This window comes from Sphingomonas sp. SDUR79 (assembly GCF_056821745.1).
This window is the reverse complement of record NZ_JBPDIN010000001.1, coordinates 3,645,451-3,667,917: the sequence shown is the minus strand read 5'-3', so window position 1 is coordinate 3,667,917 and position 22,467 is coordinate 3,645,451. Positions and strand designations below refer to the sequence as shown.

Genomic DNA, 22,467 nt, shown 5'->3' with positions numbered 1-22,467 from the left:
CCGCTGGCGGGAGGGGTCGGGGGAGGGCCTGTCACCGCTGGGCGTTGGGGAAAGAGGCCACGAACAGCCCCTCCCCTAGCCCCGCCCGCAAGCGGGAGGGGAATCATGCGCGCTTCCTCGCCGGTGCTTTCGCGGCCGGCTTCTTCGCGGCGGGTTTCTTTGCCGGAGCTTTTTCGGCGGGTGCCTTCTTCGCCGCGCCGGGCTTTTCGAGGCTCTTCTTGAGCGCCGCCATCAGGTCGACGACATTGCCGCCGCGCGGGTCTGCGCCGCCATCCTTGTCGTCGTCGATGATCTTGCGCTTGCCCTTCTGCTTCTGCTTGCGTTCGATCAGCCCCTTGAGCGCGTCGACATAGCGGTCGTGGAATGTGGCGGGATCGAATTTCGCCGACTTCTTCTCGATCAGCGATTCGGCGAGGCCCAGCAGATCCGCGTCCGGCTCGGCATCGGGGATGTCCCGGAAATAGCCCTGCGCCTTGTGCACCTCATCGGCGTAGCGCAGCGTTTCCAGCACCATGCCACGCCCGCACGGCTTCAGGCTCACCACATATTCGCGCCCACGCATCGCGAGCTGACCGAGCCCGACCTTTTTCGTGCGCTTGAGTGCCTCACGCAGCACGACGAACGCTTCTTCGGCAAGGTCGTCGGCGGGGACGACGAAATAGGGCTTTTCATAATAGAGCACGTCGATCTCATGCGCGTCGACGAACTGGGTCAGCTCCAGCGTCTTCTTCGATTCGAGCTTCACCGCGTCGATCTCGTCCTGGTCGAGCAGGACATATTCGCCCTTTTCGACCTCGAACCCCTTCATGATCTCATCGGTGTCGATCGCGCCGAGGCCGGGGACGACCTTTTCGTACTTGATCCGCTTGCCTGAGGGTTCGTGGACCTGATGGAACGCCACCTGCGCGCCGGATTTGGTCGCGCTGTAGATTTCGACCGGGATCGAGACCAGCGCGAGACGAATCTGCCCCTGCCAATATGCGCGCGCTGCCATCGGACATCCTTATTGTTGCGAAGCCGATTCAAAGCTTGAAGCGGGGAGTCGTTCCGCAACTTGCCGCGTGACCTTGGAAAGACCTCTGCTACACATTGCCGATGATGCAGCATTTCGCCGCGCTCGACTGGCTGGTGGTCGGGCTTTACCTTGCCGTGCTGGCCGGGCTGTCCTGGCATTTCAACCGGGTCGAGACGCGCAATGCGGGGGATTATTTCCTCGCCGGGAACAGCGTGCCGGCATGGCTGGCCGCGGTGTCGGTGCTGGCGACGCAGCAATCCGCCGCGACCTTTCTGGGCGCCCCGGATTATGGGTATCGCAGCGATTACAGCTATTTGGGCGCAGTGGTGGGGGCGGTGCTGGCGGCGTTCTTCGTCGCGCATGTACTGATCCCACGCTTTTACGCGCTGCGTGTCGCCACGGTCTATGAGCTGCTCGAGACGCGCTATGACGCGCGGGCGATGCGTTGGGCGGGCGGCATGTATCTGGCGGGGCGCATCCTGTCGGGTGGTGCGCGCGTGTATCTCGCCGCGATCGCGATTGCGATGGTCGGGTTCAACGCCATCGATGCGGGATCGATCGTGCTGTCGGCGGCGGCGGTGATGGTCGCCAGCCTCGCCTTCACGCTGCGCGGGGGGCTCAAGTCGGTGATCTGGAACGATTTCGTCCAGTTCATCGTCTATGCCGGTGCAGCGGTGGCCGTGCTGATCTTTCTGCGCGCCGCGATCCCGCTCGACAACGCAGGCCTGATCGATGCGCTGCGCAATGCGCCGGATGGCACCAACAAGCTGCGGCTGTTCGATCTGTCGACCGATCTGTCCAAGCCGTTCACGCTGCTCGCCGCAGTGACCGGGCTGTTCCTGCTCAACACCGCCAGCGCGGGGCTCGATCAGGATACCACCCAGCGGCTGCTGGCCAGCCCCGATGCGAAGACCGGCGCACGCAGCCTGATCATGTCGGCGCTCGGCAGCGTGCCGATCATCGCGATCTTCGTGACGATCGGACTGATGCTGCACATCTTCTACGACCGGCCCGACATCATGGGGGCCACCAACAGCGTCTCGGCGAATTTCGCGGGCGAGAAGATCACGGTGTTCGTCCATTATATCCTGACCCAGCTGCCTCCCGGGCTGCGCGGGCTGGTGACGATCGGAGTGATCGCCGCAGCGGTGTCGACCGTCACCTCAGCGCTCAATTCGATGTCGTCGGTGCTGGTCAGCGATTTCTATCGCCCGTGGCGCGAGGCGCGTGGCGGGGCGGAGGATCGGCATTATGTCCATGCCGGACGCTGGGGAATGGTCGCGGTGGCGGTGGCGATGTTCGCGACCGCGGTGCTGAGCTATTACTGGCAGAAGCATAGCGACATGCCGCTGCTCGAATTCGTGCTGTCGGTGATGGCGTTCGCCTATGCCGGTCTGCTCGGCGTCTATGCCGTCGCGCTATTCACGACGCGGGGGAACACGGCGTCGGTGATCGCCGCGCTGCTGACCGGCTTTGTCACTGTGTTCCTGCTCCAGCCCTTTGCCTTCGGATCGACCGCGCTCGCCTTCCCCTATCTGCTGTGCATCGGGACGCTAGCCGCAGGGCTCGTCGCCGCGATTCCCAAGGGCAAAAAATCCGCTTGACTCATGTCATGCAACCCTGACATATAGTCATCCGTGGATGACATAATGTCATGGAGCAGTGACGGCCTGTGAAAAACCGCCTGAAAGTATTGCGCGCCGAACGCGATTGGAGCCAGGCGGAGCTTGGCGGCCATCTCGGCGTGTCGCGACAGGCGGTGAATGCGATCGAGACGGGGAAATACGACCCCTCGCTTCCGCTCGCCTTTCGCATCGCCCGATTGTTCGAATTGAGCATCGAGGAGATTTTCGATGACGCGGAGCACGACGATGCCGAATGAGATAAAGGACGGCCTGGCCGCAGCCCGCGCCCGCACGCGGCGCCAGCGGATCATCCTGTTCACGTTGATGGGAGCAGGCCTGGTCGTCGGCTTCTTCTCGGCGATGTTCGAGGTGGAGGGCGGCGAATTTCTCGAAGGCATCCCCGCCGCCTGGGCGATCGCCGCGTCGGCGATCACGACGGTCGCGTTGGTCTATGGTAGCTGGCGGTATCAGCGGGTCACCGATGAACTGGAGCGGCGCGACAATCTATGGGCGTCGGCGACCGCGCTGAACTTCTACTTCATCGTCTATGCCAACTGGTATTTGCTGTGGCGTGGCGGGCTGGTCCGCGAGCCCCAGCATGAAGTGCTCGCCGTCGCGACCTTCGTGGTGATGATGCTGGCCTATGGCTACAAGAAATTACGTCCCTGAACTAAGCTAACCCCTTGTTATCGGAGAGTTATCATGAAAAAGTTTCTGCCCCGTGCAGCAACGGCGCTCGCCCTGCTGTTCGTTACCCCCGCCGCGCTGGCACAGCAGGCACCGGCACCTGCCCCCGCCGCGCAGGTCAAGGACGCCGATCCGGCTCTGTGGGTCGTCAAGGATGAAGATACCACCATCTATCTGTTCGGCACGATCCATGTGCTGCCGGCCGGCCTCAGCTGGTTCGACGAGGCGGTGAAGACGGCGTTCGACGCGAGCGGCGAACTGGTCACCGAAATCGGCGACTTGCCCGATCCGGCTGCCGTGCAGCCGCTGATCATGAAATATGGCGTCGCCGCGACCGGTCCCGCGCTGGCCGACCGCCTGCCCGCCGACAAGCGTGAAGCGTTCGCCAAGGCGGTCGCGGATGCGGGCATTCCGCCTGAAGCCTTTGCCCGGCTGAAGCCGTGGTTTGCGGCCAACCAGCTGTCGCTCGTCGCGCTGATGAAGGCGGGCTATAACCCGGCATCGGGTGCCGAATCCGCGCTGACGGCAGCGGCCAAGGCGGCGAACAAGCCAATTTCCGGCGTCGAAACGATCGAACAGCAGTTCGGCTTTTTCGACAGCCTGTCAGAGGCTGCGCAGATCCAGTTCCTGACCGAAACGCTGACGCAGCTCGGCAATGTCGGACCTGAGTTTCAGAAGATGGTCGACGAATGGTCGGAAGGCGATGCCGAAGGTCTCGCCGCGATCATGAACGAAGCGATGCGCAGCTCGCCCGAGCTCAGCAAGATGCTGCTCGCCGACCGGAACACGCGTTGGGCCGAGTGGATCGACACGCGGCTCGACAAGCCGGGCGTGGTGTTCATGGCGGTCGGTGCCGGCCATCTGTCCGGCCCGGACAGCGTCCAGGTCATGCTGGAGAAGCGCAAGATCAAGAGCACGCGGATCGAATATTGATCCTGCGGGCGGCGTCTCGATCCTCCCCCGCAAGGGGAGGTCGCAGACGCCGCCGGACGGAGGGGGAGGACGGCGATCCCCTTCGGGCGCTTGCCGCCGCGCCTCCTCCCCCTCCGTCGCCTGCGGCAAAACTCCCTTCTGACTGCGGAGGCGTGTTCCGCATCAGAACTCCTTAAAACAGCTGCGGCTGGCGGACCGGTTTGAACTCCGGTCCCCGGCCGCGACGCCGTTCAAGCTCGACCTGTGCGGTGTAGCGGATGTCCTCGTCGCGATCCTGGAGGAAGGCATCGAGCGACTCATCGTCGATCTCGCTCCATTCTTTTCCGCGATCAGGGCCGTAGCGCACGCGCGGGAGCAGGCCGGGCAGTTTCGACCATTCGATCAGCTGCGCGACGCTGGCCTCGTTGAGCATGTCGCGCAGGTGATGCGCCGTCACATAGGCGTCGGGAAAGGCGCGGTGCGCAGGCAGGCCGCGTTCATGCTCCAGCCCCTCTGGCATGCGATAGTAACGCAGGAACTGGTTGGAGAAGCCCGGGCTGTCGCGCCACAGCCGCAGCGCGCATTTATAGGTGCAGATCCAATGCGCCCCACGCGTCAGGGACGGGGTACAGAACTGCTCCTCGAAACTCGCCCGATGCGCCGCCAGCGCCACGCGACGCGGCCACGGATCGAGCACCGGGCGCGCGACATCGTGCCACCAGGCGGCATCGGCGACATCTTCATCGCGAATATGATGGATCGCCATGGTCAGCGGCGGGATCGGGCGACCGGGATTGACCAGGCGCGCACCGCCCTCACCCTCCAGTTCCCAGCGGCCGTCCTTGCCCAGCGCGACATCCTGCCACCCGATCTCGCACACGCCATGCTGCGGCGGTGCCTGTCCGGTGGTCTCGAGGTCGATGACGCGGATGATCTGGGGGGCGGAGGGAGCCATGCCCCCATGTGGCCCGCTCCGCCGCGATTTGCCACCCCTGCGCAGCCTCGCAGTCAGAGATCGTCGCTGGTGTACGGACTGCGCTGCGATAGGATGGCACCATGTATTTCCTGCGGCGCCTGTTGCTGTTCCTGACGCTCACGCTGGCCAGCCCGGCGCTGGCCGGGGTGTCGGCGTTGCCGACGACCGCCCGGGCGCCGCGCTGTATCGAGCTGACGGGGGGCGATGCGGCCCGGGCCCGCTATATCGCCGCGCGCCGCGCCGAACTCGCCGCATGCGACCCAGCCAAGCCCACGCTTGAATGCGCGACGAGCTGGGGCAAGCTGCTGGTCGCCGCTCGCGATCCCGGCGATCTCGCGATGGCCGAGCGCTATGCGCCACTGTTCCACACCGACCGACGGCCGATGGCACGCACGCCTCAGCTCGTCCGCACCTATCTCCACCTTGGCCACGCCATGGAGCAGCAAGCGTGCTTCACTGAGGGCGAGCCGCTCTATCGCATGGCACTGGCACTGGCCGATGGCGGCGAGTCGAATCCGCTGGAGGTCGCAGACATCTATTATGCGCTGGCGTGGAACCTGAGCTATCAGGAGCGCCACCGCGAGGCCGAGGCGATGATGCGCACGACGCTGGCGCTGCGGACCCGCACCCTGGCCGCGGGGGACCCCGCAATCCTGCAGGCGCAGCAGGATATCGCCTATATGCTCGAGGATCAGGGCCGGTTCGCCGAGGCGGAGAAGCTCTATGCGCCATTGCTGGCGGCACGCGCGACGCTGACCGATGATCGCGGGATGCTCGATCTGGCGGTGACCTACACCAATCTCGGCTACAATCTCGCCAGCCAGGGGCGGCTCGCCGAGGGTGAGGCACTGTTCCGCAAGGGGCTGGCGGCCGCCGCCGCGCGGGTCGGGGATTCGGACCCGATGATCGCCAAGGGACGCAGCTATGTCGCTGCCATCATCGCGAAACAGGGCCGCCTTGATGAGGCCGAAAGCTGGTATCGCCGGTCGCTGGCGGTGCTGATCAGCCGTCCGGCGATGGACCCCGATCGCGCGCGGGCAATTCTGGGGCTGGCCACACATCTCCAGGCGAGCGGGCGGGCACCGCAGGAAGTGCGTTCACTGCTGCGCGTGGCCGCCGACGATGCGCGGCTGCGGCAACAGCTTCACACCGGCTTCTCGCGCGATGCGCAGGCAGCGCTTCAGCGTAGCGCCCCGATCTTTGCCGCGCAGGTGCGCGCGGCATGGGATCTGGCGCAAATGCGCTAGATTCGTTTTCAGCTTCGCTGGATCGGCACCGGCCCGCTCCCACACCCGGCCACCCATAGAATACACTGTCGTTGGGTGGCCGGGTGGGGGAGCGGGCCGGTGCCGCCCACTAAAAAACCGCGCTAGCGCAACCGGCGGGCGCTCAATGCCCCGCTTGCGGCCCGCGCTCGAGCCCGCTGGCGGCAAGCTGTGCGTCGATCATGGCGAGCAGTCGGTCCAGCGCTGCCTCGTCCTTTGCCTCGGCGCGGGCGACCAGCACGTCTTGCGTGTTCGACGCGCGCAGCAGCCACCAGCCATCGGGGGTGTTGACCCGCGCGCCATCGGTGTCGTTGACGTCGGCACCCTCGGCCTTGAGCCGCTCCAGCACTTCGTCGATCACCGCAAATTTGCGGCTTTCATCGACCTGGAAGCGCATTTCCGGGGTGTTGACGATCGCCGGCATCGCGCTGCGGATCTCGCTCATCGAGCGGCCGATCAGGTGGACCGCGTTGATCAGCTGGACCGCAGCATATTGCGCGTCGTCGAAGCCGTAATAGTCCTGCGCGAAGAAGATATGCCCGCTCATCTCGCCCGCGAGCGGCGCGCCGGTTTCCTTCATCTTGGTCTTGATCAGGCTGTGGCCGGTCTTCCACATCAGCGGCTGGCCACCGAGTTCCGCAATGCGGTCGTACAGTGCCTGGCTGGCCTTCACGTCGGCGATGATCGTCGCGCCGGGGTCCTTTTTGAGGACAGGTTCAGCCAGAATGGACAGAAGCTGATCGCCCCAGATCACGCGGCCCTGCCCGTCGATCGCGCCGATCCGGTCGCCATCGCCATCGAACGCCAATCCGAAATCGAGGTTCTTCTCCGCGACCAGCGCCTTGAGGTGCGCCAGATTCTTTTCTTCGGTGGGATCGGGATGATGATTGGGGAAATTGCCGTCCACATCGGTGAACAGCGTGTGATGCTCACCGGGCAGCAGCTGCACCAGCTTGTCGATCACCGGGCCAGCAGCGCCATTGCCGGCGTCCCAGCCGATGCGGAACGTGCCGCCCGAATAGCCGGCGAGCAGGCGACCGACATAATTGTCGAGGATGTCGGCGTCGCCGATCGTGCCTTCGCCCTCTTCCCAGTCGCCCTCGGCCGCCATCTTGCCCAGCGTCTGGATGTCCTGGCCAAAAAATGGGCGGTGCTGAAACACCATCTTGAAGCCGTTATAATCGCCGGGATTATGGCTGCCGGTTATCTGGATGCCGCCATCCACCTCTAGCGTCGCTTCGGAATAATAGAGCATCGGCGTGGGCCCGAGCCCGATGCGCACGACATCGCAGCCCGATGCGGTCAGCCCCTCGACCAAAGCCGCCTCAAGCTCGAGCGAGGACACACGCCCGTCGCGACCGACCGCAACGCGGGTGCCGCCAGCGCGGCGCAGCAGCGTGGCAAAGCCGCGCCCGATCGCGCGCGCATCGTCCGGCCCCAAAGTCTTGCCCACGATTCCACGAATGTCATATTCGCGCAGCGAGGTCGGATCGAAACGATGGGTCATTGGGCCTCCAGGGAATTCTACGCGCTTCATTTCGCGCGCGTTACGCAAAGTGCAACCGTCAAACGCGGCTAATGGCAATGCGTTTCAGTTTTTCGGGTCGAGCTTCGGTTTGAGCAGCATGTCGCGCGCGGCGTTGACCTGGCGCGTCAGCTCGGGCGAGCCGCCGCGATCGGGGTGGACGCTGGTGATCAGGCGGCGGTGCGCGGCGCGGATCTCGTCCGGATCGGCGCCCGGTGCCACGCCGAGAATGGCATAGGCGGCAGCCTCTTCGGGATCGCGCGCGGCGGGGGCCGGGGCCGGCTTGGGCGTGCCGGGCAGCGGACGGCCCCAGCCATGCCATAGCCGCCAGCCGAGCCAGGCGAGCAGCACGCCGATCAGGAATTTGAAGATCATGCGAACAGCGGCATTGCCGCTTCGACCTCGGGCAGGGCGAGGCCCGCCATCATCTCGCGCAATTCCTGTCGCGCGGCGACATGGGCGAGGCCCATTTCACCGAACTCGCGGCTGTCGAGCATGGTCAGGCCCTTGGGGAACAGCTCACGATAGATGACGCGTTCCGACAGGCCGGGGATGACGCGGAAGCCGACGCGCTTGGCAAGCTGGTCGATTGCCTCCGACACGCGCTTCATGTTGCGCGCCTCGATATGCTGCATGCGGTTGCGCAGGACCACCCAATCGATCGTCTGGCCGTCCGCCTTCGCGCGGCGCTTGCGCGAATCCCAGATCAGCTCGGAATAGAAGCTAGGCCGGGTCACGCGGAAGGTGTCGGGATCGACCTGTCCGATCAGGTCGAAATCGACGAAGCTGTCGTTCATTGGCGTCACCAGCGTATCGGCATTGGTGATCGCGATCCGCCCGAACTTGTCGTCGCGCCCGGGCGTGTCGATGATCAGGAAGTCGGTATCCTGCCCCAGTCGCTCGAGCGATTCGGAAAATCGGGCGATGCTCTCGCCATCATGGGTTTCGAAACGCGGCATTGGCAGCGGCCGCCCGGCGCGGTTCATCGTTTCGAGCCGGTTGTCGAGATAGCGGCCCATCGTCCGCTGGCGGTGGTCAAGGTCGAAGCAGGACACCCGCGCGCCCTTGATCGCCAACGCGATTGCGGTGTGGACAGCGGTCGTGGATTTGCCGGTCCCGCCCTTTTCGTTGGCGAAGACGATCACGTGCAGCGAGTTCGTTGCGTCGGTCACTCAACTTCCCTGATTGAACAGCCGGCCTGCCCCCCATAGAAGGCCGCGCTTCGTTCCATATCCAAGGCATTGTGCGCGTGCAAACCATCCGTCAGCTCTCCGACCTTCGCGATGCCGTTTCGGGATTCCGCGCCAATGGGGAACGGATTGCCTTCGTGCCCACCATGGGCGCGCTGCATGCCGGGCATATGGCGCTGGTGGCGCAGGCGAAGCTGGCTGGGCAGCGGGTGGTCGTGTCGATCTTCGTCAACCCCAAGCAGTTCGGGCCGAACGAGGACTTGGCCCGCTATCCGCGCAAGGAGCTGGCGGATTCGCGCATGCTGGCCGAGGCGGGGGTCGACCTGTTGTGGATGCCGCCGGTCGAGGTGATGTACCCGGAGGGGCATGCGACGAACATTTCGGTCGCTGGCGTCAGCGAGCCGCTCGACGGTGCCGCGCGCCCCGGCCATTTCGACGGGGTCGCGACGGTGGTGGCCAAGCTGTTCAACCAGGTGAAGCCCGATGTCGCGCTGTTCGGGGAAAAGGATTTCCAGCAGCTGGCGGTAATCCGCCGCATGGTCGCCGACCTGGATTTCGACATCGACGTGCGCGGCGTGCCGACCCAGCGCGACGATGACGGCCTCGCCCTGTCCTCGCGCAACGCCTATCTCGCGCCCGAGGATCGCGCCGCCGCGGTGGCCCTGCCCCGCGCGCTGGGCGTCGCGGTGCGGGCAATCGAGAAGGGCGACGATCCCACCACTGCGCTCTCCACCGCGCGTGCGTCGCTGGAAGCTGCTGGTTTTGAAGTGGATTATGTCGAGCTGGTCGATGCCGCCAGCCTAGGCGCACCGGTCGCGGGCCAGCTCCGCCGCCTGCTCGCCGCCGCGCGCATCGCCGGCACGCGGCTGATCGACAATGTGGCGGTGGCGGCCCCGGATTGAACGGTAAATCGCGTTAACCATTTGCTTACCATGAATGCCCCAAGCTCGCTGTCATGATGAGAGCGATCAAAAGTGGGGCAATGTCATGGGCAACAGCATTAAGAGCGCACAGTTCCTGATCGACAGTCGGCTGGCCGATGCGGCGCGCGGAAGCGTCGATGCGGCCTATGAGCTCGGGATGGTCTATTCGAGCGGCGCATCGGGCGTCGAAATGGACCTGATCGAAGCGCATAAATGGTTCAACATCGCCGCCCTCGGGGGCAGCACCGAGGCGCCCTATATGCGCGCCGAAGTTGCGGAAGACATGACCGCGCGCGAAATCATCGAAGCCCAGAAACAGGCGCGCGCCTGGCTGCAGATGACCTCGCTTCGGGCGGCGTAACGCCCAAAGTTCCTCCCCTGAAAGGGGAGGGGGACCGCGCCGAAGGCGTGGTGGAGGGGTATTCCCCTCTCGATAGCGCGACACCCCTCCGTCAGCGCTGCGCGCTGCCGCCTCCCCTTGCAGGGGAGGATCGACCTACTCTTTCTTCGCCGCCGCCTTCTTTTTCGGCGCGGCCTTCTTTGCCGGAGCCTTCTTCGCCGGAGCCTTGCGTCCGCCCTTTTTCTTGGCGGGGCCAGCAGCGGCCTTGGCGTCGATGAGCTGGACGGCTTCGTCGAGCGTCAGCGCCGCCTGATCGACCGTCTTGGGCAGCGTCGCATTGGTCGTGCCGTCGGTGAGGTATGCGCCGTAGCGCCCCTCCATCAGCTTGATCTCCGCGCCCGACACCGGGTGTGCGCCCAGCACCTTCAGCGGCTCGCGCGATCCGCGCTGCGGACGCCCGCCGCCCGCCGCCGCTTCGGCCAGCTTGACCACGGCAGCGTTCATGCCGGTTTCGAACACTTCGGTCGTCGAAGCCAGTCGCGCATATTTGCCGTCATGCGCCAGATAGGGGCCATAGCGGCCGATCGACGCGGTGATCGGGTTGCCCGTTTCCGGGTGATTGCCGATCGTGCGCGGCAGGTTGAGCAGCTTGACCGCCCAGTCCAGATCCAGCTCGGGAATGTCCTTGGGGATCGACGCGCGCGCCGCCTCCTTGCCCTCGCCGCGCTGGATATACGGCCCGAACCGGCCCGAGCGGCGCGAGATATCCTCGCCCGTCTCCGGATCCTGCCCGATCACTTCCGGCCCACTATCGCCGCCATCTTCACCGCCCGGCTGGCCGAAGCGGCGGGTGAACTTGCAGTCGGGATAGTTGGAGCAGGCAACGAACGCGCCGAACTTGCCGCCACGCAGCGCCAGCTTGCCCACCCCGCATGACGGGCAAAGACGCGGATCGGAGCCATCGCCCTTGTCGGGGAAGAGATAGGGTTCGAGGAACTTGTCGAGCTCGGCGGTCACCTCGCTCGGCTTTTGCTCCATGACTTCCGCCGTGCGCGGTTGGAAATCGCGCCAGAAGGCGGCGAGCACCGCCTGCCACCCGGCGCGGCCGCCGGACACATCGTCCAGCTCTTCCTCAAGCCCCGCCGTGAAGTCGTAATTGACGTATTTCTCGAAGAATCGTTCGAGAAAGGCGGTCAGCAGCCGCCCGGTTTCTTCGGCGAAGAAGCGGTTCTTTTCGACCCGCACATAGGCGCGGTCCTTGAGTACCTGAATGATCGAGGCATAGGTCGAGGGGCGGCCGATGCCGAGTTCCTCGAGCCGCTTGACCAGCGAAGCTTCGGAGAAGCGCGGCGGCGGCTGGGTGAAATGCTGTTCGGCGTCGACGCCCTTCTTGGCCGGCGTGTCGCCCTGACGGATCACCGGCAGGCGGCGGCTGTCCTCATCGCCCTCATCGTCGCGGCCTTCTTCATAGAGCGCGAGATAGCCGGGGAAGAGCACGACCTGGCCAGTGGCGCGCAGCGCGTCCTGACCCGTCGGTTCTTCGAGCTCGACGGTGGTGCGCTCCATCCGCGCCGACGCCATCTGGCTCGCCAGCGCGCGCTTCCAGATCAGCTCATAGAGCTTGGCGTGGTCGCCCGAACCCGCGCGATCCTTGCTGAAATCGGTCGGGCGGATCGCCTCATGCGCTTCCTGCGCATTCTTGGCCTTGGTCTGATACTGGCGCGGCTTGTCGGGGACGTACGCCCCCGAATAGCGGTCGTGAATCGCCTTGCGTGCGGCGTCGATGGCGCTGCCGTCCATCTGCACGCCATCGGTGCGCATATAGGTGATCGCGCCATCCTCGTAGAGCGCCTGCGCGATCCGCATCGTGTGGCTGGCGGAGAAGCCGAGCTTGCGCGCCGCCTCCTGCTGCAGGGTCGAGGTGGTGAAGGGCGGCGGCGGGTTGCGCATCGCCGGCTTGGTCTCGACGCTGGCGACGGTGAAGCGGCCCTGTTCGACCGCGGCCTTGGCGCGCATCGCCACGCCTTCGGTGCCGATGGACAGCCGGTCGAGCTTCTTGCCCTCGAACCGCGTCAGGCGCGCGTCGAACGCGGTGCCGTCATGTTCGAGATGCGCGGTGACCGACCAATATTCCTGGGCCTTGAACAGCTCGATCTCACGCTCGCGCTCGACGATCAGGCGCAGCGCGACCGACTGGACGCGGCCCGCCGACTTGGCGCCGGGCAGCTTGCGCCACAGCACCGGCGAGAGGGTGAAGCCGACCAGATAGTCGAGCGCCCGGCGCGCGCGATAGGCGTCGATCAAATCGGTATCGAGCTGGCGCGGCGCGGCCATCGCGGTCAGCACCGCCGCCTTGGTGATCGCGTTGAAGGTGACGCGCTCGACCTCCTTGGGGAGCGCCTTCTTCTTCGCCAGCACTTCCTGAACGTGCCAGCTGATTGCCTCCCCCTCGCGATCAGGGTCGGTCGCGAGGATCAGGCGATCGGCCTTCTTCGCCTCGTCGGTGATCGCTTTGAGCTGCTTGGCTTTGTCCGGATAGGTCTCCCACTCCATCGCAAAGCCGTCATCGGGCTGCACCGATCCGTCCTTGGGCGGCAGGTCACGGATGTGACCGTAGGACGCCAGGACGCGATAGTCCTTGCCCAGATATTTCTCGATGGTTTTCGCCTTGGCGGGCGATTCGACGATGACGAGCTGCATGAGGTTTGGCGGTTCCTTACGTGTACGCGCGAGGATGGGGAGGCTGAATAGCGGGCGTCAAGCGGAACGCCACCCCCTCTTAACCACCACCCCCTATACGAGTCGGCAGAGGAGGGTTGGTGAATGGTTTCGGTCGAACGGCTGATTGACGAACATACGCAGATCAGCGCGCGCGGCGACGCATTGTTGCAGGCGGCTGCGAGCGCTTCGCCAACGATGCTGCGCACGATGATCGTGGGGCTCGACACCGAACTTGCCGCCCATCTCGCGACCGAGGATCTGGAGGTGTACCCGCACCTTCTGGCCAAGGGCGACATGGCGCAGCGCGAGGCGGCGGAGATTGCGATGGGCGATTTCGACCAGCTTGCGGCCGAATGGCGCGCCTATGTCGACGAATGGACCGCCGACGAGATCGAAAGCGACCGCGAGTTGTTCGTCGAGGCGAGCAAGCGCGTCCTGTCGGCGCTGTCGGCGCGGGTGCGGATCGAGAATGAAATTCTCTACCCGCTCGCATTGTCGTGCGGGACAATCACGCTGCGTGAGGCGAACGCACGCATGGCGGCGGGGTGAAGCCTGCCATCGCAGCGCCGGTTGCGCGTGCAGAATCAGCCAAAAACATCCTCATGCGCCCCGCGCGACGGATCGGTCAGCCGATAGACCGCACCGACCACCGCCCATCCCGCCATCGTCACAACGCCGAACGCAAGGTTGGTGGTTACCCTGAACTCGATCGATTCATAGGCGATGCCCTGGCCCATAAGGGCCGCAGCGAATAGTCCGGCCAACAGCGCGACGATCGGAAACAGCAGGATGGCATGGACCATCACCAGCGGCCACACCGACCCGCGCGTGCGGCGCCAGCTTCCGGCGATGCTGGCAAACAAACCGCTGTGCTCGACCGTCGCCATGCCGAGCGCCGCCGACGTCCGGGCCGCGAGATACAGACCCGGCACCAGCAGGAGCATGTAGCCCAGCCCGATCACCGTCCACAGGCCGAGCTGAAGCGTGATGACGATCACCGGGGCGAGCGCGCGCCCGACCCAGCCGCCCGCCGCACCGCCAAAGGCATTGCGGAGCAGGAGATATTGCAGCAGCCCCTGCACGATGACCGGGGCGATCAGCATCGTGAGTTGCGCGCTCCATGACGGGTTCTGGTCGTCGATCCAGACACCGAACCCGGTGTAAATCGCGGTAGCGAGAATGAAGGCGAGCGGATGCGCCCCGATCAGCGCCGAGGCTTCGCGAAGGATTTCGGCAACCTCCAGCCGATCCGGATCGCTCTTGCTCAAATCAGGCTCACGCGCCCGCCGGCGTGCCGCTCCAGCCGGCCGGCGAGTTCGAGTTCGAGCAGCACCAGCTGCACCGCCGCGCCGGGCAGGCCGGACTGGCGGATCAGTTCGTCGACCGGGACCGGGACGGGGCCGAGCAGCCCCTCCACCCGGCTGCGCTCGGCTGCATCAGGTTCGGCGCCCGGCTCGGCACCGAAGCCCGACACCGGTGAGCGCACGGCGCGCGCATCGATCGGGCGGATCATTTCGAGGATGTCGTCGACCCCCTGAACCAATGTCGCGCCCTCGCGGATCAGCAGGTTGCAGCCCTGTGCACGCGGGTCGAGCGGGGAGCCGGGGACCGCCATCACCTCCCGCCCTGCCTCCGCCGCGATCCGCGCGGTGATCAGCGAACCGGAACGCGGCGCGGCCTCGACCACCACCGTCCCCTGCGCGAGGCCGGCGATGATGCGGTTGCGCGAGGGGAAATGGCGCGCGAGCGGTTCGGCGCCGGGCGGCTGTTCGGCGATCAGCAGACCGCGCTGCGCAACCTGTTCCTGGAGCTCGGCATTTTCCGGCGGAAAGGCGATGTCGATGCCACTGGCGATGACGCCCACCGTGCCGCTGGCGAGCGATCCGTGATGCGCGGCGGTGTCGATGCCGCGCGCAAGGCCCGAGACCACGGTCGCCCCTGCCTCTCCCATCCCCTGCGCCAGTTGCCGGGCAAAGCGACATGCGGCGGCCGAGGCATTGCGCGCCCCGACCATCGCCACGCACGGCCGCGCCAGCAGCCCGATATCGCCGCGCACGATCAGCGCGGGTGGCGCATTTTCAAGCTCACCCAGCAAGGCGGGATAGTCGGGATCGTCGAGAAACACATGGCGTGCGCCGAGCCGTGCCACCACCGCCAGTTCACGCCGGGCATGTGCGGGATCGGCCAGCGTCGGCGTTTGACCGCCCCCGCGCAGTGCCAGCGCCGGAAGCGCGTCGAGCGCCGCCTGTGCGTCGCCGAAGCGCGCGATCAGCTGGCGATAGGTGACCGGACCGATTCGTGGCGACCGGATCAGACGGAGACGGGCGAGGCGCGCGGCCTCGTCAGCCATGCTTGCGGCCGATGCGCGGCTCGGTCCCGGCCATCAGCCGCTCGATATTCTCGCGATGCTTCCACAGCACGATCAGCGCGAGCACGACCAGCAGCATCACGAGATCGAACCGGTTCATCAACGCCGCGCTGACCGGCGCGCTGATCGCCGCCGCCATCCCCGCCACCGACGAGATTCGCAGTGTTGCCAGCAGCCCCAGCCACACGACCGCGAACACAATGCCGGACGGCCAGTGCAGCGCGAGCACGATGCCCATCAGCGTCGCGACGCCCTTGCCGCCCTTGAACCTGAGCCAGACGGGGTAGCAATGGCCGATGAATGCCCCTGCCGCGGCCAACATGCCAAGGCCAGGCCACAGCGCCTGCGCGATCCACACCGCCGCCGCACCCTTGAGCAGATCGAGCAGCAAGGTCGTCGCCGCCAGCCCCTTGCGCCCGGTCCGCAGCACATTGGTCGCGCCGATATTGCCCGATCCGATCTGGCGCAGATCCCCCGCCCCGGCGAGCCGGGTCAGGACGACGCCGAACGGGATCGAGCCGAGAAGATAGCCGAGCGCGATGGCGAGCATCGGCGCGAAACTGGCGAGTTGCGTCTGCATGAGTCCCCTTGCTTGGACAAAGGCTAGGGTCTTCGCTAATCGGGCGCAACAATCTCGATCATAGGGTACCAACCGGCCGGGCTTTTGGACCGGCGCGCCTTTGGGGTAGCGCTGTCACGATGTGGAGCGGGTGGCAGACATGACGATGGAGGATGGGCGGCGCGCGGCGCTTGCTCGACTGACCGAAAACGAGAAGCAGTGCCTGCGCCGCCGCCTGATCCCTCAGACCGCCAAGGAAATGGCGCTCGATCTCGGTATATCCCCGCACGCTGTCGAGAAGCGCCTGAAGATGGCGCGTACGAAACTCGGCCTGTCCTCCTCGTTGCAGGCGGCGCGTATTCTGGCGCAGGCCGAGGGAACCGAGCCAGAATTGGGACCCCAGACGTCAGACCTTTCCGATACGGCGCCATCGGAACAAAGGACCCACATGCCGCAGCGCTTGTGGACCGCGGCCTGGATTGGGGGAACCGTCATGATCTTCATCGCCGCCATTGCGAGCTTCGTCCTGATGCAAACCGGCCTTGAACCTCCCAATCCCCAAACGTCCGAACCAGTGGCGCGAGTGACGGCATCGGATCAAGTCCGCGCACCCACCCGCACAGGGACGCCAGAGGAGATTCGCGCCTTTATCCTCGGCTCTTTCGCGACCATGGACCGCGACGGATCGGGCTATATCGAACGCGCCGAGGCACCCGGCCTCGGCGTCAGTCGCCCTTATCCAAAGGGTAACCCGCCCCCGCGCGAAGAGGTCAGCTGGCTTCGCGATAAAGCCGGCCAAGCGGCATGGATCGCCCGGATCGACATGGATGACGACGGCAGGGTTTCTCGCGACGAATTTCTCGGCTTCAGCCAACCTATCTTCTCGCGGCGGGGGATTCCGGCGGACTGGAAGCCGCACCGTCCGGCAGGTTGACGGGCACGAGCGCACGCTCCATCCCGCCGCGCGATGACCGACATCCGGCCCCTTCTCTTTTTCGATTCGGGCGTGGGCGGGCTTTCGGTGCTGGAACCAGCGCGCGCGCTGCTGCCCAACGCGCCGCTGGTCTATGCCGCCGACAGCGCCGGATTTCCCTATGGCACGCGCAGCGAAGGCGAGATCGCCGCGCGCGTCCCCGCGTTGCTCGGGCGGCTCGCCGAGCGTTACCGGCCGCGGCTGATCGTCATCGCGTGCAATACCGCATCGACCATCGCGCTGCCCCATGTCCGCGCCGCGCTCGACGTGCCGATCGTCGGGACGGTGCCGGCGATCAAGCCAGCGGCCGAGGCCTCGCTCACCCGCGTAATCGGAGTGCTGGGGACGCAGGCGACCGTGCGTCAGCCCTATGTCGACGATCTGACCGCGCGCTTCGCCGCCGACTGCACCGTGCTGCGCCATGGCAGCGCCGAGCTGGTCGAACTTGCCGAGGCGAAGCTGCGCGGCGGGGTCATCGATTCGGCGGAGTATCGTGCCGTGCTGGATGGCCTGTTCGGGCAGGCCGGAGGTGACCGCATCGACGTCATCGTCAACGCCTGCACCCATTTTCCGCTGGTCGAGGCCGAACTCGCCGCCGCCGCGCCGCATCGCGTGCGCTTCGTCGATGGCGGGCCGGGGATTGCACGGCGAATCGCGCATCTGACGGCGGGGCAGAGCTGGCCCGAGCGCCCCGCACCCGGCGTTGCGGTATTCACCGCCGCGCCCGATCCCGCGCTGGTACCGGCATTGGCGACCTATGGCCTCGACCGGATCGAGACGCTCTGACACACCGGCAGCGGTTCAGCGCAGCGGAATCGCCGGGGTTTCGCTCATCACCTTGACGCGCTTGGCATAGCCATCGGCCATGGCGAGATGGGCATAACGCGCGCCCGAGTCGTTCGCCTTGGCCGCCCGGTCGCGTTCGGCCAGTTCGCGTTGCGCGAAATAATCGATGTCGCTCTGCGCCATCGTGAATCTCCCCATTTTTTCAAGCGGGAGCGCTATGGTCTCTCAGCTGCGGAAAATGCCCGGAGTCCCGTTCCGCAGTGCAACCAGCATAGCAGATCGCGCCGCGCGCGCCCTGATCTGGGGCAAGCGGGTGCGCAACGATCGCTCGATCGCCCTGATCGAAAATCTAGGTGATTGCCGCAGTGGCGCGACGCCCCAAATTTCGCTAACGGGGGTTGATGACCAGCGAGGCAACTCCGCGCGCGGTGGATTATTCGCGCGTGTTCAACCAGGCGATCGACCGGCTTCACGCCGAAGGCCGGTATCGCGTCTTTATCGATATTCTGCGCAACAAGGGCATGTTCCCCAATGCGCGGTGCTTTGCCGGGCATAACGGGCCAAAGCCGATCACCGTCTGGTGCTCGAACGACTATCTTGCGATGGGCCAGCACCCCAAGGTGATCGCGGCGATGGAAGAAGCGTTGCACGATGTCGGTGCCGGATCGGGCGGCACGCGCAATATCGGCGGCAACACCCATTACCATGTCCATCTCGAGGCTGAACTGGCCGATCTGCACGGCAAGGAAGCGGCGTTGCTGTTCACCAGTGGCTATGTCTCAAACGAGGCGACGCTGTCGACGCTGGCCAAGGTGCTGCCGGGTTGCATCATCTATTCGGACGAATTGAACCACGCGTCGATGATTGCGGGCATCCGCAACTCGGGGTGCGAGAAGCGGGTGTGGCGGCACAATGACCTGGCGCATCTCGAGGAATTGCTGGCGGCGGACGATCCGTCGGTGCCCAAGCTGATCGCGTTCGAAAGCGTCTATTCGATGGACGGCGACATCGCCCCGCTGCACGCAATCTGCGACCTCGCCGACAAGTATAACGCACTGACCTATCTCGACGAAGTGCATGCCGTCGGCATGTACGGCGCGCGCGGCGGTGGCATTTCGGAACGCGACGCGGCCGCTTCGCGTCTGACCATCATCGAAGGCACGCTGGGCAAGGCGTTCGGCGTGATGGGCGGTTATATCGCCGCCGATCGCACGATCGTGGATGTCATCCGCAGCTATGCGCCGGGTTTCATCTTCACCACCTCGCTCTCGCCAGTGCTGGTCGCGGGTGCACTGGCGTCGGTACGGCACCTCAAGCAATCGAGCGAGGAACGCGACGGGCAGCAGGCGGCAGCGGGGCGGCTGAAGACGATGTTCGCCGATGCCGGGTTGCCGGTGATGGACAGTACGACCCACATCGTACCGCTGATGGTCGGCGACCCCGTATGGGCGAAGAAGATCAGCGATATCCTGTTGGCCGAATATGGCGTCTATGTTCAGCCAATCAATTATCCGACCGTCCCGCGCGGGACCGAGCGTCTGCGCTTCACGCCCGGGCCGGCGCACAGCGCGGAGATGATGGCCGAATTGACGGCAGCGCTGGTCGAGATCTGGGAACGCCTGGAGCTGCGCGCCGCAGCCTGACATGGACCGCCTGGGCGAGGAGGCTGATCGTTGAACGCCATCCAAGCCCAACTGGCTGCCGCGTTCGATCTGGCCTTTGCCGAGCGGTGCAGCGCGCTGGAATGCCGCCCGCGCACGCCCGACGACATGGCGTTCCTGCTGGACTGCGCCGTCGCCTGCTCGACGCTGGCCGGCCTGCTGCCCGACGCGATGCTGGCGCTACAGGCGCAGTTTCAGCGGGCGGGGCACGACGGTGCATTTCCCGATGCGATGCACCGAATCGTGCTGCGCGCGGGCGCGCCCATCGGCCATGCGCTGATCGCGTGGAATGCCGCAGACACCCATCTGGTCGATATCGCAGTGCTTCCAGAGCATCGCGGGATCGGTGCGGCGCGCGCACTGTTGGGGGCATGGCTCGCAGTTGCCGATGCCCACGCCCTGCCCGCGACGTTGAACGTGTCCGCCGATAATCCGGCGCGCCAAATCTATGCGCGACTGGGCTTTATCGACCGCGCTCCGGACCCCGGTGCGCCATCCGCCGCGATGCGTCGCCCCCCGGCTCAGCGCTGAAGCTGCGCCGCCACGGTCGCGGGGACGAAGCAGGATAGCGGCACATGCGTTGCAAAGCTGCGTGCACTACCGGTGGGCGTCGCATCGCCGCAACTGGTCCAGGCATGCGCGCGCAATTCTCCTTCGGGCCGCTCCCGCTCGACCCCCAGAATCACCGCGCAGGGAACGCGCCACAGGGCGCACAACGCCTTGGCCGCCATGGCCTGGGGCAGGCAGTTGGACCGGAACGGGGCGTAACCGGCGGCGATCGAAACCGCCCGGCCGATCAGCCGCGCGCGGGCGGCCTGTTGCGGGGTGGCGGCGGGACGATGCACGGTCGCGCCCAGATTGACGCCCAGCCACGGTGCGATGCGACGAAATGGCAACAGAGCGATCATCGCAGATGACATGCCGATCAGCAGCCATGCCGGGGCAAGCCACAGCCACACAAAGGCTGGCTGGCGCCGCGCCACTGCCAATTTTCGCGCGATGATCGCGGTGCGCGACACGTAACCGCCTCCATATATGGTGTTTCGGCAGGCTCTAGCATCACCGCCGGGGTCGGCCAATGGGCGAGGCGCAAGTCAGTTACGCCAGCGCAGCCGCTGCTGCGCGAAGTGCCTCGATGCGGGCATAAGGTCCGTCGAGATGGCGCGCGACGGCGGCCGCAATGGCCGGCGTTACGGCGGCGCGCTTGCGCTGCGTATCGTCGATATAGGCTTGATCGGGCGCTTTGGCGTTGCGCCGGCTCGCCGCTGCCATCGCCGCACGTTCGTCGGCATCGGGCAAAAAGCCGAAATGCCGGGGAATCGCCTGCTCCATCGCGGTGGGCAGTTCGGAATAATTCACCAGCATCCCGCCGCCGGCCGAAACATGGTCGGCCGCACAGTCGAGATAATGGGCGAGCACCCCCGCGCCACGATCCTCAATCGACCGGAAGTCGCCGCTGTCGATCGCGCCTAGCGCGGGCACTTGCCCGGCGGCGAAATGCATGCCGGACATCTGCAGCTGGGACACCATGACCTCGACCGGATTGCGATACAGAAAGATCCAGGGGGTGTTGGGGAAGGCAGCGCGGAACAGCGGCAGCGCCAGGATCGCCCAGCTGTCGAGCTTGAGGAAATAGCGTCGGGCGGCCCCGGAGCGGTTGCGCCCGATCGCGGCGACCACGGCGCGTAAGGCCGCGACCTGAAGGTCGTGCGGCGCGCCGGATGTCGTGCACCATTGCACCATAGCGTCGATCGGCGCTGCTTCCGACGCGACGATATGGTGCGGCACTGCGGCCAGCATCTGCGCCACCAGCGTCGATCCGCAGCGGGACATGTGAAACACGATCCCGTCCGGCTCCAGCGTCGCCTCCTGCCCAGCGCCGGCGATCAGCGCGGTCAGACCGGTGCGGATGCGAAACCGGCGGCTGAGCGGGCGCGACGCCATCCGGCTGACGCTGGCCTCGAACATCGGCTCGCCCAACGGACGATCGCCGAACCAGACCCAATCGAACGCCGGCGCGCCCGACCCCGGCACTGAACGGGCCGGGAGCCAACCGATCTGCGGCCAGCGGTCGAGCGTGACCGGTGCGCCGGGTCCGGGTGCCGCGATCGAAGCCTGCTCGGGATCCAGCCCTAGGTCCGCAGCGATCACGCGCAGCTCGGCATCGAACAGCGTCGGGTGGAAATGCGCGCCCAGCCGTTCCTGAAGCGCAGGGCTGGCAAGGATCGCGTCCCGAAGGTGCGGTGGCTGGCGATGGTCTGCGCCCTGGCTCGTCACGTCATGCGCTCCCCATTTCGCACCGCTGGTGCCGCGCGGTGCGGGTCAACAGGAACCAAGCATGCCGCCCAGCCAGTCGTCGACCAGCGCATCGATCACCAGGTGCACGCGATCACTGGTGCCGTGATTGGCGACCGAATGGGTGTCCATCAGGCGTAGATACCAGGCCTCACCCGGCGCCATCGTGACCGGGGTCCCGTTGAGCAGAAACGCGACATCGGGGTTGGTCGTAATCGGGATGTGCAGCCGGGCGACCCCGTGTTCGGCCGCCAGATCATGGTCGCGATGCGGCTTGATCACCGATCCGGGGGTGAGGCGCATCAGCCGGACCACAGTGATCGGACACTGAAATGCCGCCAGCACCTCCCGGAAATAGGGCGTCGCGGCGAGCAGCGGCCCGTCGACAAATTCGGTCGCGGTCGGATCGGAATAGATCATCATCACCGGATGCGTTGCACCCGCGCTATGGCGCAGCGGCAGGACCGACCAGTTCCCGGTGTAATTTTGCCGCACCATATGGTCGATCCAGTCGCGGTCGACCGCGTCGAGATCGGCGCGCAACCGGACGGGATCGAAGGCGAGCGGCAGCTTGCGGCGATCGGCGAAAATCGGGGTCGAGCCGGTCGCGAGGGTAGAACGGATCGCCTGGTCGCGCATGGCGCGA

The 22,467-nt window shown here is 65.9% G+C and carries 25 protein-coding genes; 12 read left to right on the top strand and 13 right to left on the bottom strand.

Annotated features, from left to right (window positions below; all coding sequences use genetic code 11):
• Positions 1–103 precede the first annotated feature (103 nt).
• A complete protein-coding gene (gene ku, locus ACRYLO_RS18045; protein WP_482661436.1) occupies positions 104–994 on the bottom strand; it encodes a non-homologous end joining protein Ku in 891 nt (296 codons plus the stop codon).
• Positions 995–1,095: 101 nt separating this feature from the next.
• On the opposite strand from ku, the gene ACRYLO_RS18040 reads away from it, so the two are divergent.
• From ACRYLO_RS18040 to ACRYLO_RS18025, 4 genes are all read left to right on the top strand, one after another.
• Positions 1,096–2,619, top strand: a complete 1,524-nt coding sequence (locus ACRYLO_RS18040) for a sodium:solute symporter (RefSeq protein ID WP_482661775.1) — start codon at positions 1,096–1,098, stop codon at positions 2,617–2,619.
• 68 nt (positions 2,620–2,687) lie between these two features.
• Complete coding sequence (locus tag ACRYLO_RS18035) at positions 2,688–2,897, top strand: helix-turn-helix transcriptional regulator (protein ID WP_294016370.1); 210 nt, start codon at positions 2,688–2,690, stop codon at positions 2,895–2,897.
• Positions 2,887–3,309, top strand: coding sequence for a hypothetical protein (locus tag ACRYLO_RS18030; protein ID WP_482661435.1), 423 nt, complete (start codon positions 2,887–2,889; stop codon positions 3,307–3,309). Before ACRYLO_RS18035 ends, ACRYLO_RS18030 begins: the two co-directional genes overlap by 11 nt.
• 33 nt (positions 3,310–3,342) lie before the next feature.
• Positions 3,343–4,260, top strand: coding sequence for a TraB/GumN family protein (locus ACRYLO_RS18025; protein WP_482661434.1), 918 nt, complete (start codon positions 3,343–3,345; stop codon positions 4,258–4,260).
• A gap of 172 nt (positions 4,261–4,432) precedes the next feature.
• On the opposite strand, the gene ACRYLO_RS18020 is transcribed toward ACRYLO_RS18025, so the two are convergent.
• On the bottom strand, positions 4,433–5,194 hold the full coding sequence (locus ACRYLO_RS18020; protein WP_482661433.1) for an exonuclease domain-containing protein: 762 nt from the start codon (positions 5,192–5,194) through the stop codon (positions 4,433–4,435).
• A 101-nt stretch (positions 5,195–5,295) separates the two neighbouring features.
• Here ACRYLO_RS18020 and ACRYLO_RS18015 point away from each other — a divergent pair, with 101 nt between their 5' ends.
• A complete protein-coding gene (locus ACRYLO_RS18015) occupies positions 5,296–6,462 on the top strand; it encodes a tetratricopeptide repeat protein (protein ID WP_482661432.1) in 1,167 nt (388 codons plus the stop codon).
• A gap of 142 nt (positions 6,463–6,604) precedes the next feature.
• Here ACRYLO_RS18015 and pgmG read toward each other — a convergent pair whose 3' ends face one another.
• From pgmG to ACRYLO_RS18000, 3 genes are all read right to left on the bottom strand, one after another.
• Entirely contained in the window at positions 6,605–7,987 is a 1,383-nt protein-coding gene (gene pgmG, locus ACRYLO_RS18010) for a phosphoglucomutase/phosphomannomutase PgmG (RefSeq protein ID WP_482661431.1), read from the bottom strand.
• An 84-nt stretch (positions 7,988–8,071) separates the two neighbouring features.
• On the bottom strand, positions 8,072–8,380 hold the full coding sequence (locus tag ACRYLO_RS18005; protein WP_482661430.1) for a J domain-containing protein: 309 nt from the start codon (positions 8,378–8,380) through the stop codon (positions 8,072–8,074).
• Positions 8,377–9,177, bottom strand: a complete 801-nt coding sequence (locus tag ACRYLO_RS18000) for a division plane positioning ATPase MipZ (protein WP_482661429.1) — start codon at positions 9,175–9,177, stop codon at positions 8,377–8,379. The genes ACRYLO_RS18005 and ACRYLO_RS18000 overlap by 4 nt, the downstream gene beginning before the upstream one ends.
• A 77-nt stretch (positions 9,178–9,254) precedes the next feature.
• Between ACRYLO_RS18000 and panC the strand changes: the two genes are divergently transcribed.
• Both panC and ACRYLO_RS17990 read left to right on the top strand, forming a co-directional pair.
• A complete protein-coding gene (panC, locus tag ACRYLO_RS17995) occupies positions 9,255–10,097 on the top strand; it encodes a pantoate--beta-alanine ligase (protein WP_482661428.1) in 843 nt (280 codons plus the stop codon).
• An 85-nt stretch (positions 10,098–10,182) separates the two neighbouring features.
• Positions 10,183–10,479 carry an SEL1-like repeat protein gene (locus ACRYLO_RS17990; RefSeq protein ID WP_294016386.1) on the top strand — a complete coding sequence of 99 codons (297 nt, stop codon included), beginning with the start codon at positions 10,183–10,185 and terminating at the stop codon, positions 10,477–10,479.
• Between the two features lie 135 nt (positions 10,480–10,614).
• Here ACRYLO_RS17990 and topA read toward each other — a convergent pair whose 3' ends face one another.
• Positions 10,615–13,158 carry a type I DNA topoisomerase gene (gene topA, locus ACRYLO_RS17985; protein WP_482661427.1) on the bottom strand — a complete coding sequence of 848 codons (2,544 nt, stop codon included), beginning with the start codon at positions 13,156–13,158 and terminating at the stop codon, positions 10,615–10,617.
• 123 nt (positions 13,159–13,281) lie between these two features.
• Between topA and ACRYLO_RS17980 the strand changes: the two genes are divergently transcribed.
• On the top strand, positions 13,282–13,728 hold the full coding sequence (locus tag ACRYLO_RS17980) for a hemerythrin domain-containing protein (RefSeq protein WP_482661426.1): 447 nt from the start codon (positions 13,282–13,284) through the stop codon (positions 13,726–13,728).
• A gap of 35 nt (positions 13,729–13,763) precedes the next feature.
• Here ACRYLO_RS17980 and ACRYLO_RS17975 read toward each other — a convergent pair whose 3' ends face one another.
• Genes ACRYLO_RS17975 through plsY form a run of 3 tightly spaced genes read right to left on the bottom strand, consistent with a single transcriptional unit; the run spans position 13,764 to position 16,127 of the window.
• Positions 13,764–14,447 carry a hypothetical protein gene (locus ACRYLO_RS17975; RefSeq protein WP_482661425.1) on the bottom strand — a complete coding sequence of 228 codons (684 nt, stop codon included), beginning with the start codon at positions 14,445–14,447 and terminating at the stop codon, positions 13,764–13,766.
• On the bottom strand, positions 14,444–15,529 hold the full coding sequence (gene dprA / locus ACRYLO_RS17970) for a DNA-processing protein DprA (RefSeq protein ID WP_482661424.1): 1,086 nt from the start codon (positions 15,527–15,529) through the stop codon (positions 14,444–14,446). The genes ACRYLO_RS17975 and dprA overlap by 4 nt, the downstream gene beginning before the upstream one ends.
• Positions 15,522–16,127 carry a glycerol-3-phosphate 1-O-acyltransferase PlsY gene (gene plsY / locus ACRYLO_RS17965; protein WP_482661423.1) on the bottom strand — a complete coding sequence of 202 codons (606 nt, stop codon included), beginning with the start codon at positions 16,125–16,127 and terminating at the stop codon, positions 15,522–15,524. The genes dprA and plsY overlap by 8 nt, the downstream gene beginning before the upstream one ends.
• Positions 16,128–16,266: 139 nt before the next feature.
• Here plsY and ACRYLO_RS17960 point away from each other — a divergent pair, with 139 nt between their 5' ends.
• Entirely contained in the window at positions 16,267–17,040 is a 774-nt protein-coding gene (locus ACRYLO_RS17960; protein ID WP_482661422.1) for a hypothetical protein, read from the top strand.
• A 33-nt stretch (positions 17,041–17,073) separates the two neighbouring features.
• Positions 17,074–17,865, top strand: coding sequence for a glutamate racemase (gene murI, locus ACRYLO_RS17955; RefSeq protein WP_482661421.1), 792 nt, complete (start codon positions 17,074–17,076; stop codon positions 17,863–17,865).
• Between the two features lie 15 nt (positions 17,866–17,880).
• Here the strand turns inward: murI and ACRYLO_RS17950 are convergent, their stop codons facing one another.
• Positions 17,881–18,048, bottom strand: coding sequence for a hypothetical protein (locus ACRYLO_RS17950; protein WP_482661420.1), 168 nt, complete (start codon positions 18,046–18,048; stop codon positions 17,881–17,883).
• Positions 18,049–18,266: 218 nt separating this feature from the next.
• Here ACRYLO_RS17950 and hemA point away from each other — a divergent pair, with 218 nt between their 5' ends.
• Together hemA and ACRYLO_RS17940 are read left to right on the top strand one after the other, a co-directional pair.
• Entirely contained in the window at positions 18,267–19,508 is a 1,242-nt protein-coding gene (gene hemA / locus ACRYLO_RS17945; protein ID WP_482661419.1) for a 5-aminolevulinate synthase, read from the top strand.
• A 30-nt stretch (positions 19,509–19,538) separates the two neighbouring features.
• Entirely contained in the window at positions 19,539–20,057 is a 519-nt protein-coding gene (locus ACRYLO_RS17940) for a GNAT family N-acetyltransferase (RefSeq protein ID WP_482661418.1), read from the top strand.
• Here the strand turns inward: ACRYLO_RS17940 and ACRYLO_RS17935 are convergent.
• The 3 genes from ACRYLO_RS17935 to ACRYLO_RS17925 all read right to left on the bottom strand — a co-directional run bounded on the left by ACRYLO_RS17935 (position 20,048) and on the right by ACRYLO_RS17925 (position 22,460).
• Positions 20,048–20,545, bottom strand: a complete 498-nt coding sequence (locus ACRYLO_RS17935) for a lasso peptide biosynthesis B2 protein (RefSeq protein WP_482661417.1) — start codon at positions 20,543–20,545, stop codon at positions 20,048–20,050. The genes ACRYLO_RS17940 and ACRYLO_RS17935 overlap by 10 nt on opposite strands.
• A 79-nt stretch (positions 20,546–20,624) precedes the next feature.
• A complete protein-coding gene (locus ACRYLO_RS17930; protein WP_482661416.1) occupies positions 20,625–21,803 on the bottom strand; it encodes a sulfotransferase in 1,179 nt (392 codons plus the stop codon).
• Between the two features lie 45 nt (positions 21,804–21,848).
• A complete protein-coding gene (locus tag ACRYLO_RS17925) occupies positions 21,849–22,460 on the bottom strand; it encodes an aspartyl/asparaginyl beta-hydroxylase domain-containing protein (protein ID WP_482661415.1) in 612 nt (203 codons plus the stop codon).
• Positions 22,461–22,467: the final 7 nt, after the last annotated feature.

Excerpts from the sequence above, each read along its gene's own strand:
- ku (WP_482661436.1), bottom strand. The coding sequence starts at position 994 with ATGGCAGCGCGCGCATATTGGCAGGGGCAGATTCGTCTCGCGCTGGTC.
- ACRYLO_RS17925 (WP_482661415.1), bottom strand. The coding sequence starts at position 22,460 with ATGCGCGACCAGGCGATCCGTTCTACCCTCGCGACCGGCTCGACCCCG.
- ACRYLO_RS18030 (WP_482661435.1), top strand. The coding sequence starts at position 2,887 with ATGCCGAATGAGATAAAGGACGGCCTGGCCGCAGCCCGCGCCCGCACG.
- dprA (WP_482661424.1), bottom strand. The coding sequence starts at position 15,529 with ATGGCTGACGAGGCCGCGCGCCTCGCCCGTCTCCGTCTGATCCGGTCG.
- ACRYLO_RS18015 (WP_482661432.1), top strand. The coding sequence starts at position 5,296 with ATGTATTTCCTGCGGCGCCTGTTGCTGTTCCTGACGCTCACGCTGGCC.
- ACRYLO_RS17990 (WP_294016386.1), top strand. The coding sequence starts at position 10,183 with ATGGGCAACAGCATTAAGAGCGCACAGTTCCTGATCGACAGTCGGCTG.
- topA (WP_482661427.1), bottom strand. The coding sequence starts at position 13,158 with ATGCAGCTCGTCATCGTCGAATCGCCCGCCAAGGCGAAAACCATCGAG.
- plsY (WP_482661423.1), bottom strand. The coding sequence starts at position 16,127 with ATGCAGACGCAACTCGCCAGTTTCGCGCCGATGCTCGCCATCGCGCTC.
- hemA (WP_482661419.1), top strand. The coding sequence starts at position 18,267 with ATGACCAGCGAGGCAACTCCGCGCGCGGTGGATTATTCGCGCGTGTTC.
- pgmG (WP_482661431.1), bottom strand. The coding sequence starts at position 7,987 with ATGACCCATCGTTTCGATCCGACCTCGCTGCGCGAATATGACATTCGT.
- ACRYLO_RS17980 (WP_482661426.1), top strand. The coding sequence starts at position 13,282 with ATGGTTTCGGTCGAACGGCTGATTGACGAACATACGCAGATCAGCGCG.
- ACRYLO_RS17960 (WP_482661422.1), top strand. The coding sequence starts at position 16,267 with ATGACGATGGAGGATGGGCGGCGCGCGGCGCTTGCTCGACTGACCGAA.
- ACRYLO_RS18025 (WP_482661434.1), top strand. The coding sequence starts at position 3,343 with ATGAAAAAGTTTCTGCCCCGTGCAGCAACGGCGCTCGCCCTGCTGTTC.
- ACRYLO_RS18020 (WP_482661433.1), bottom strand. The coding sequence starts at position 5,194 with ATGGCTCCCTCCGCCCCCCAGATCATCCGCGTCATCGACCTCGAGACC.
- ACRYLO_RS18005 (WP_482661430.1), bottom strand. The coding sequence starts at position 8,380 with ATGATCTTCAAATTCCTGATCGGCGTGCTGCTCGCCTGGCTCGGCTGG.
- ACRYLO_RS18040 (WP_482661775.1), top strand. The coding sequence starts at position 1,096 with ATGATGCAGCATTTCGCCGCGCTCGACTGGCTGGTGGTCGGGCTTTAC.
- murI (WP_482661421.1), top strand. The coding sequence starts at position 17,074 with ATGACCGACATCCGGCCCCTTCTCTTTTTCGATTCGGGCGTGGGCGGG.
- ACRYLO_RS17950 (WP_482661420.1), bottom strand. The coding sequence starts at position 18,048 with ATGGCGCAGAGCGACATCGATTATTTCGCGCAACGCGAACTGGCCGAA.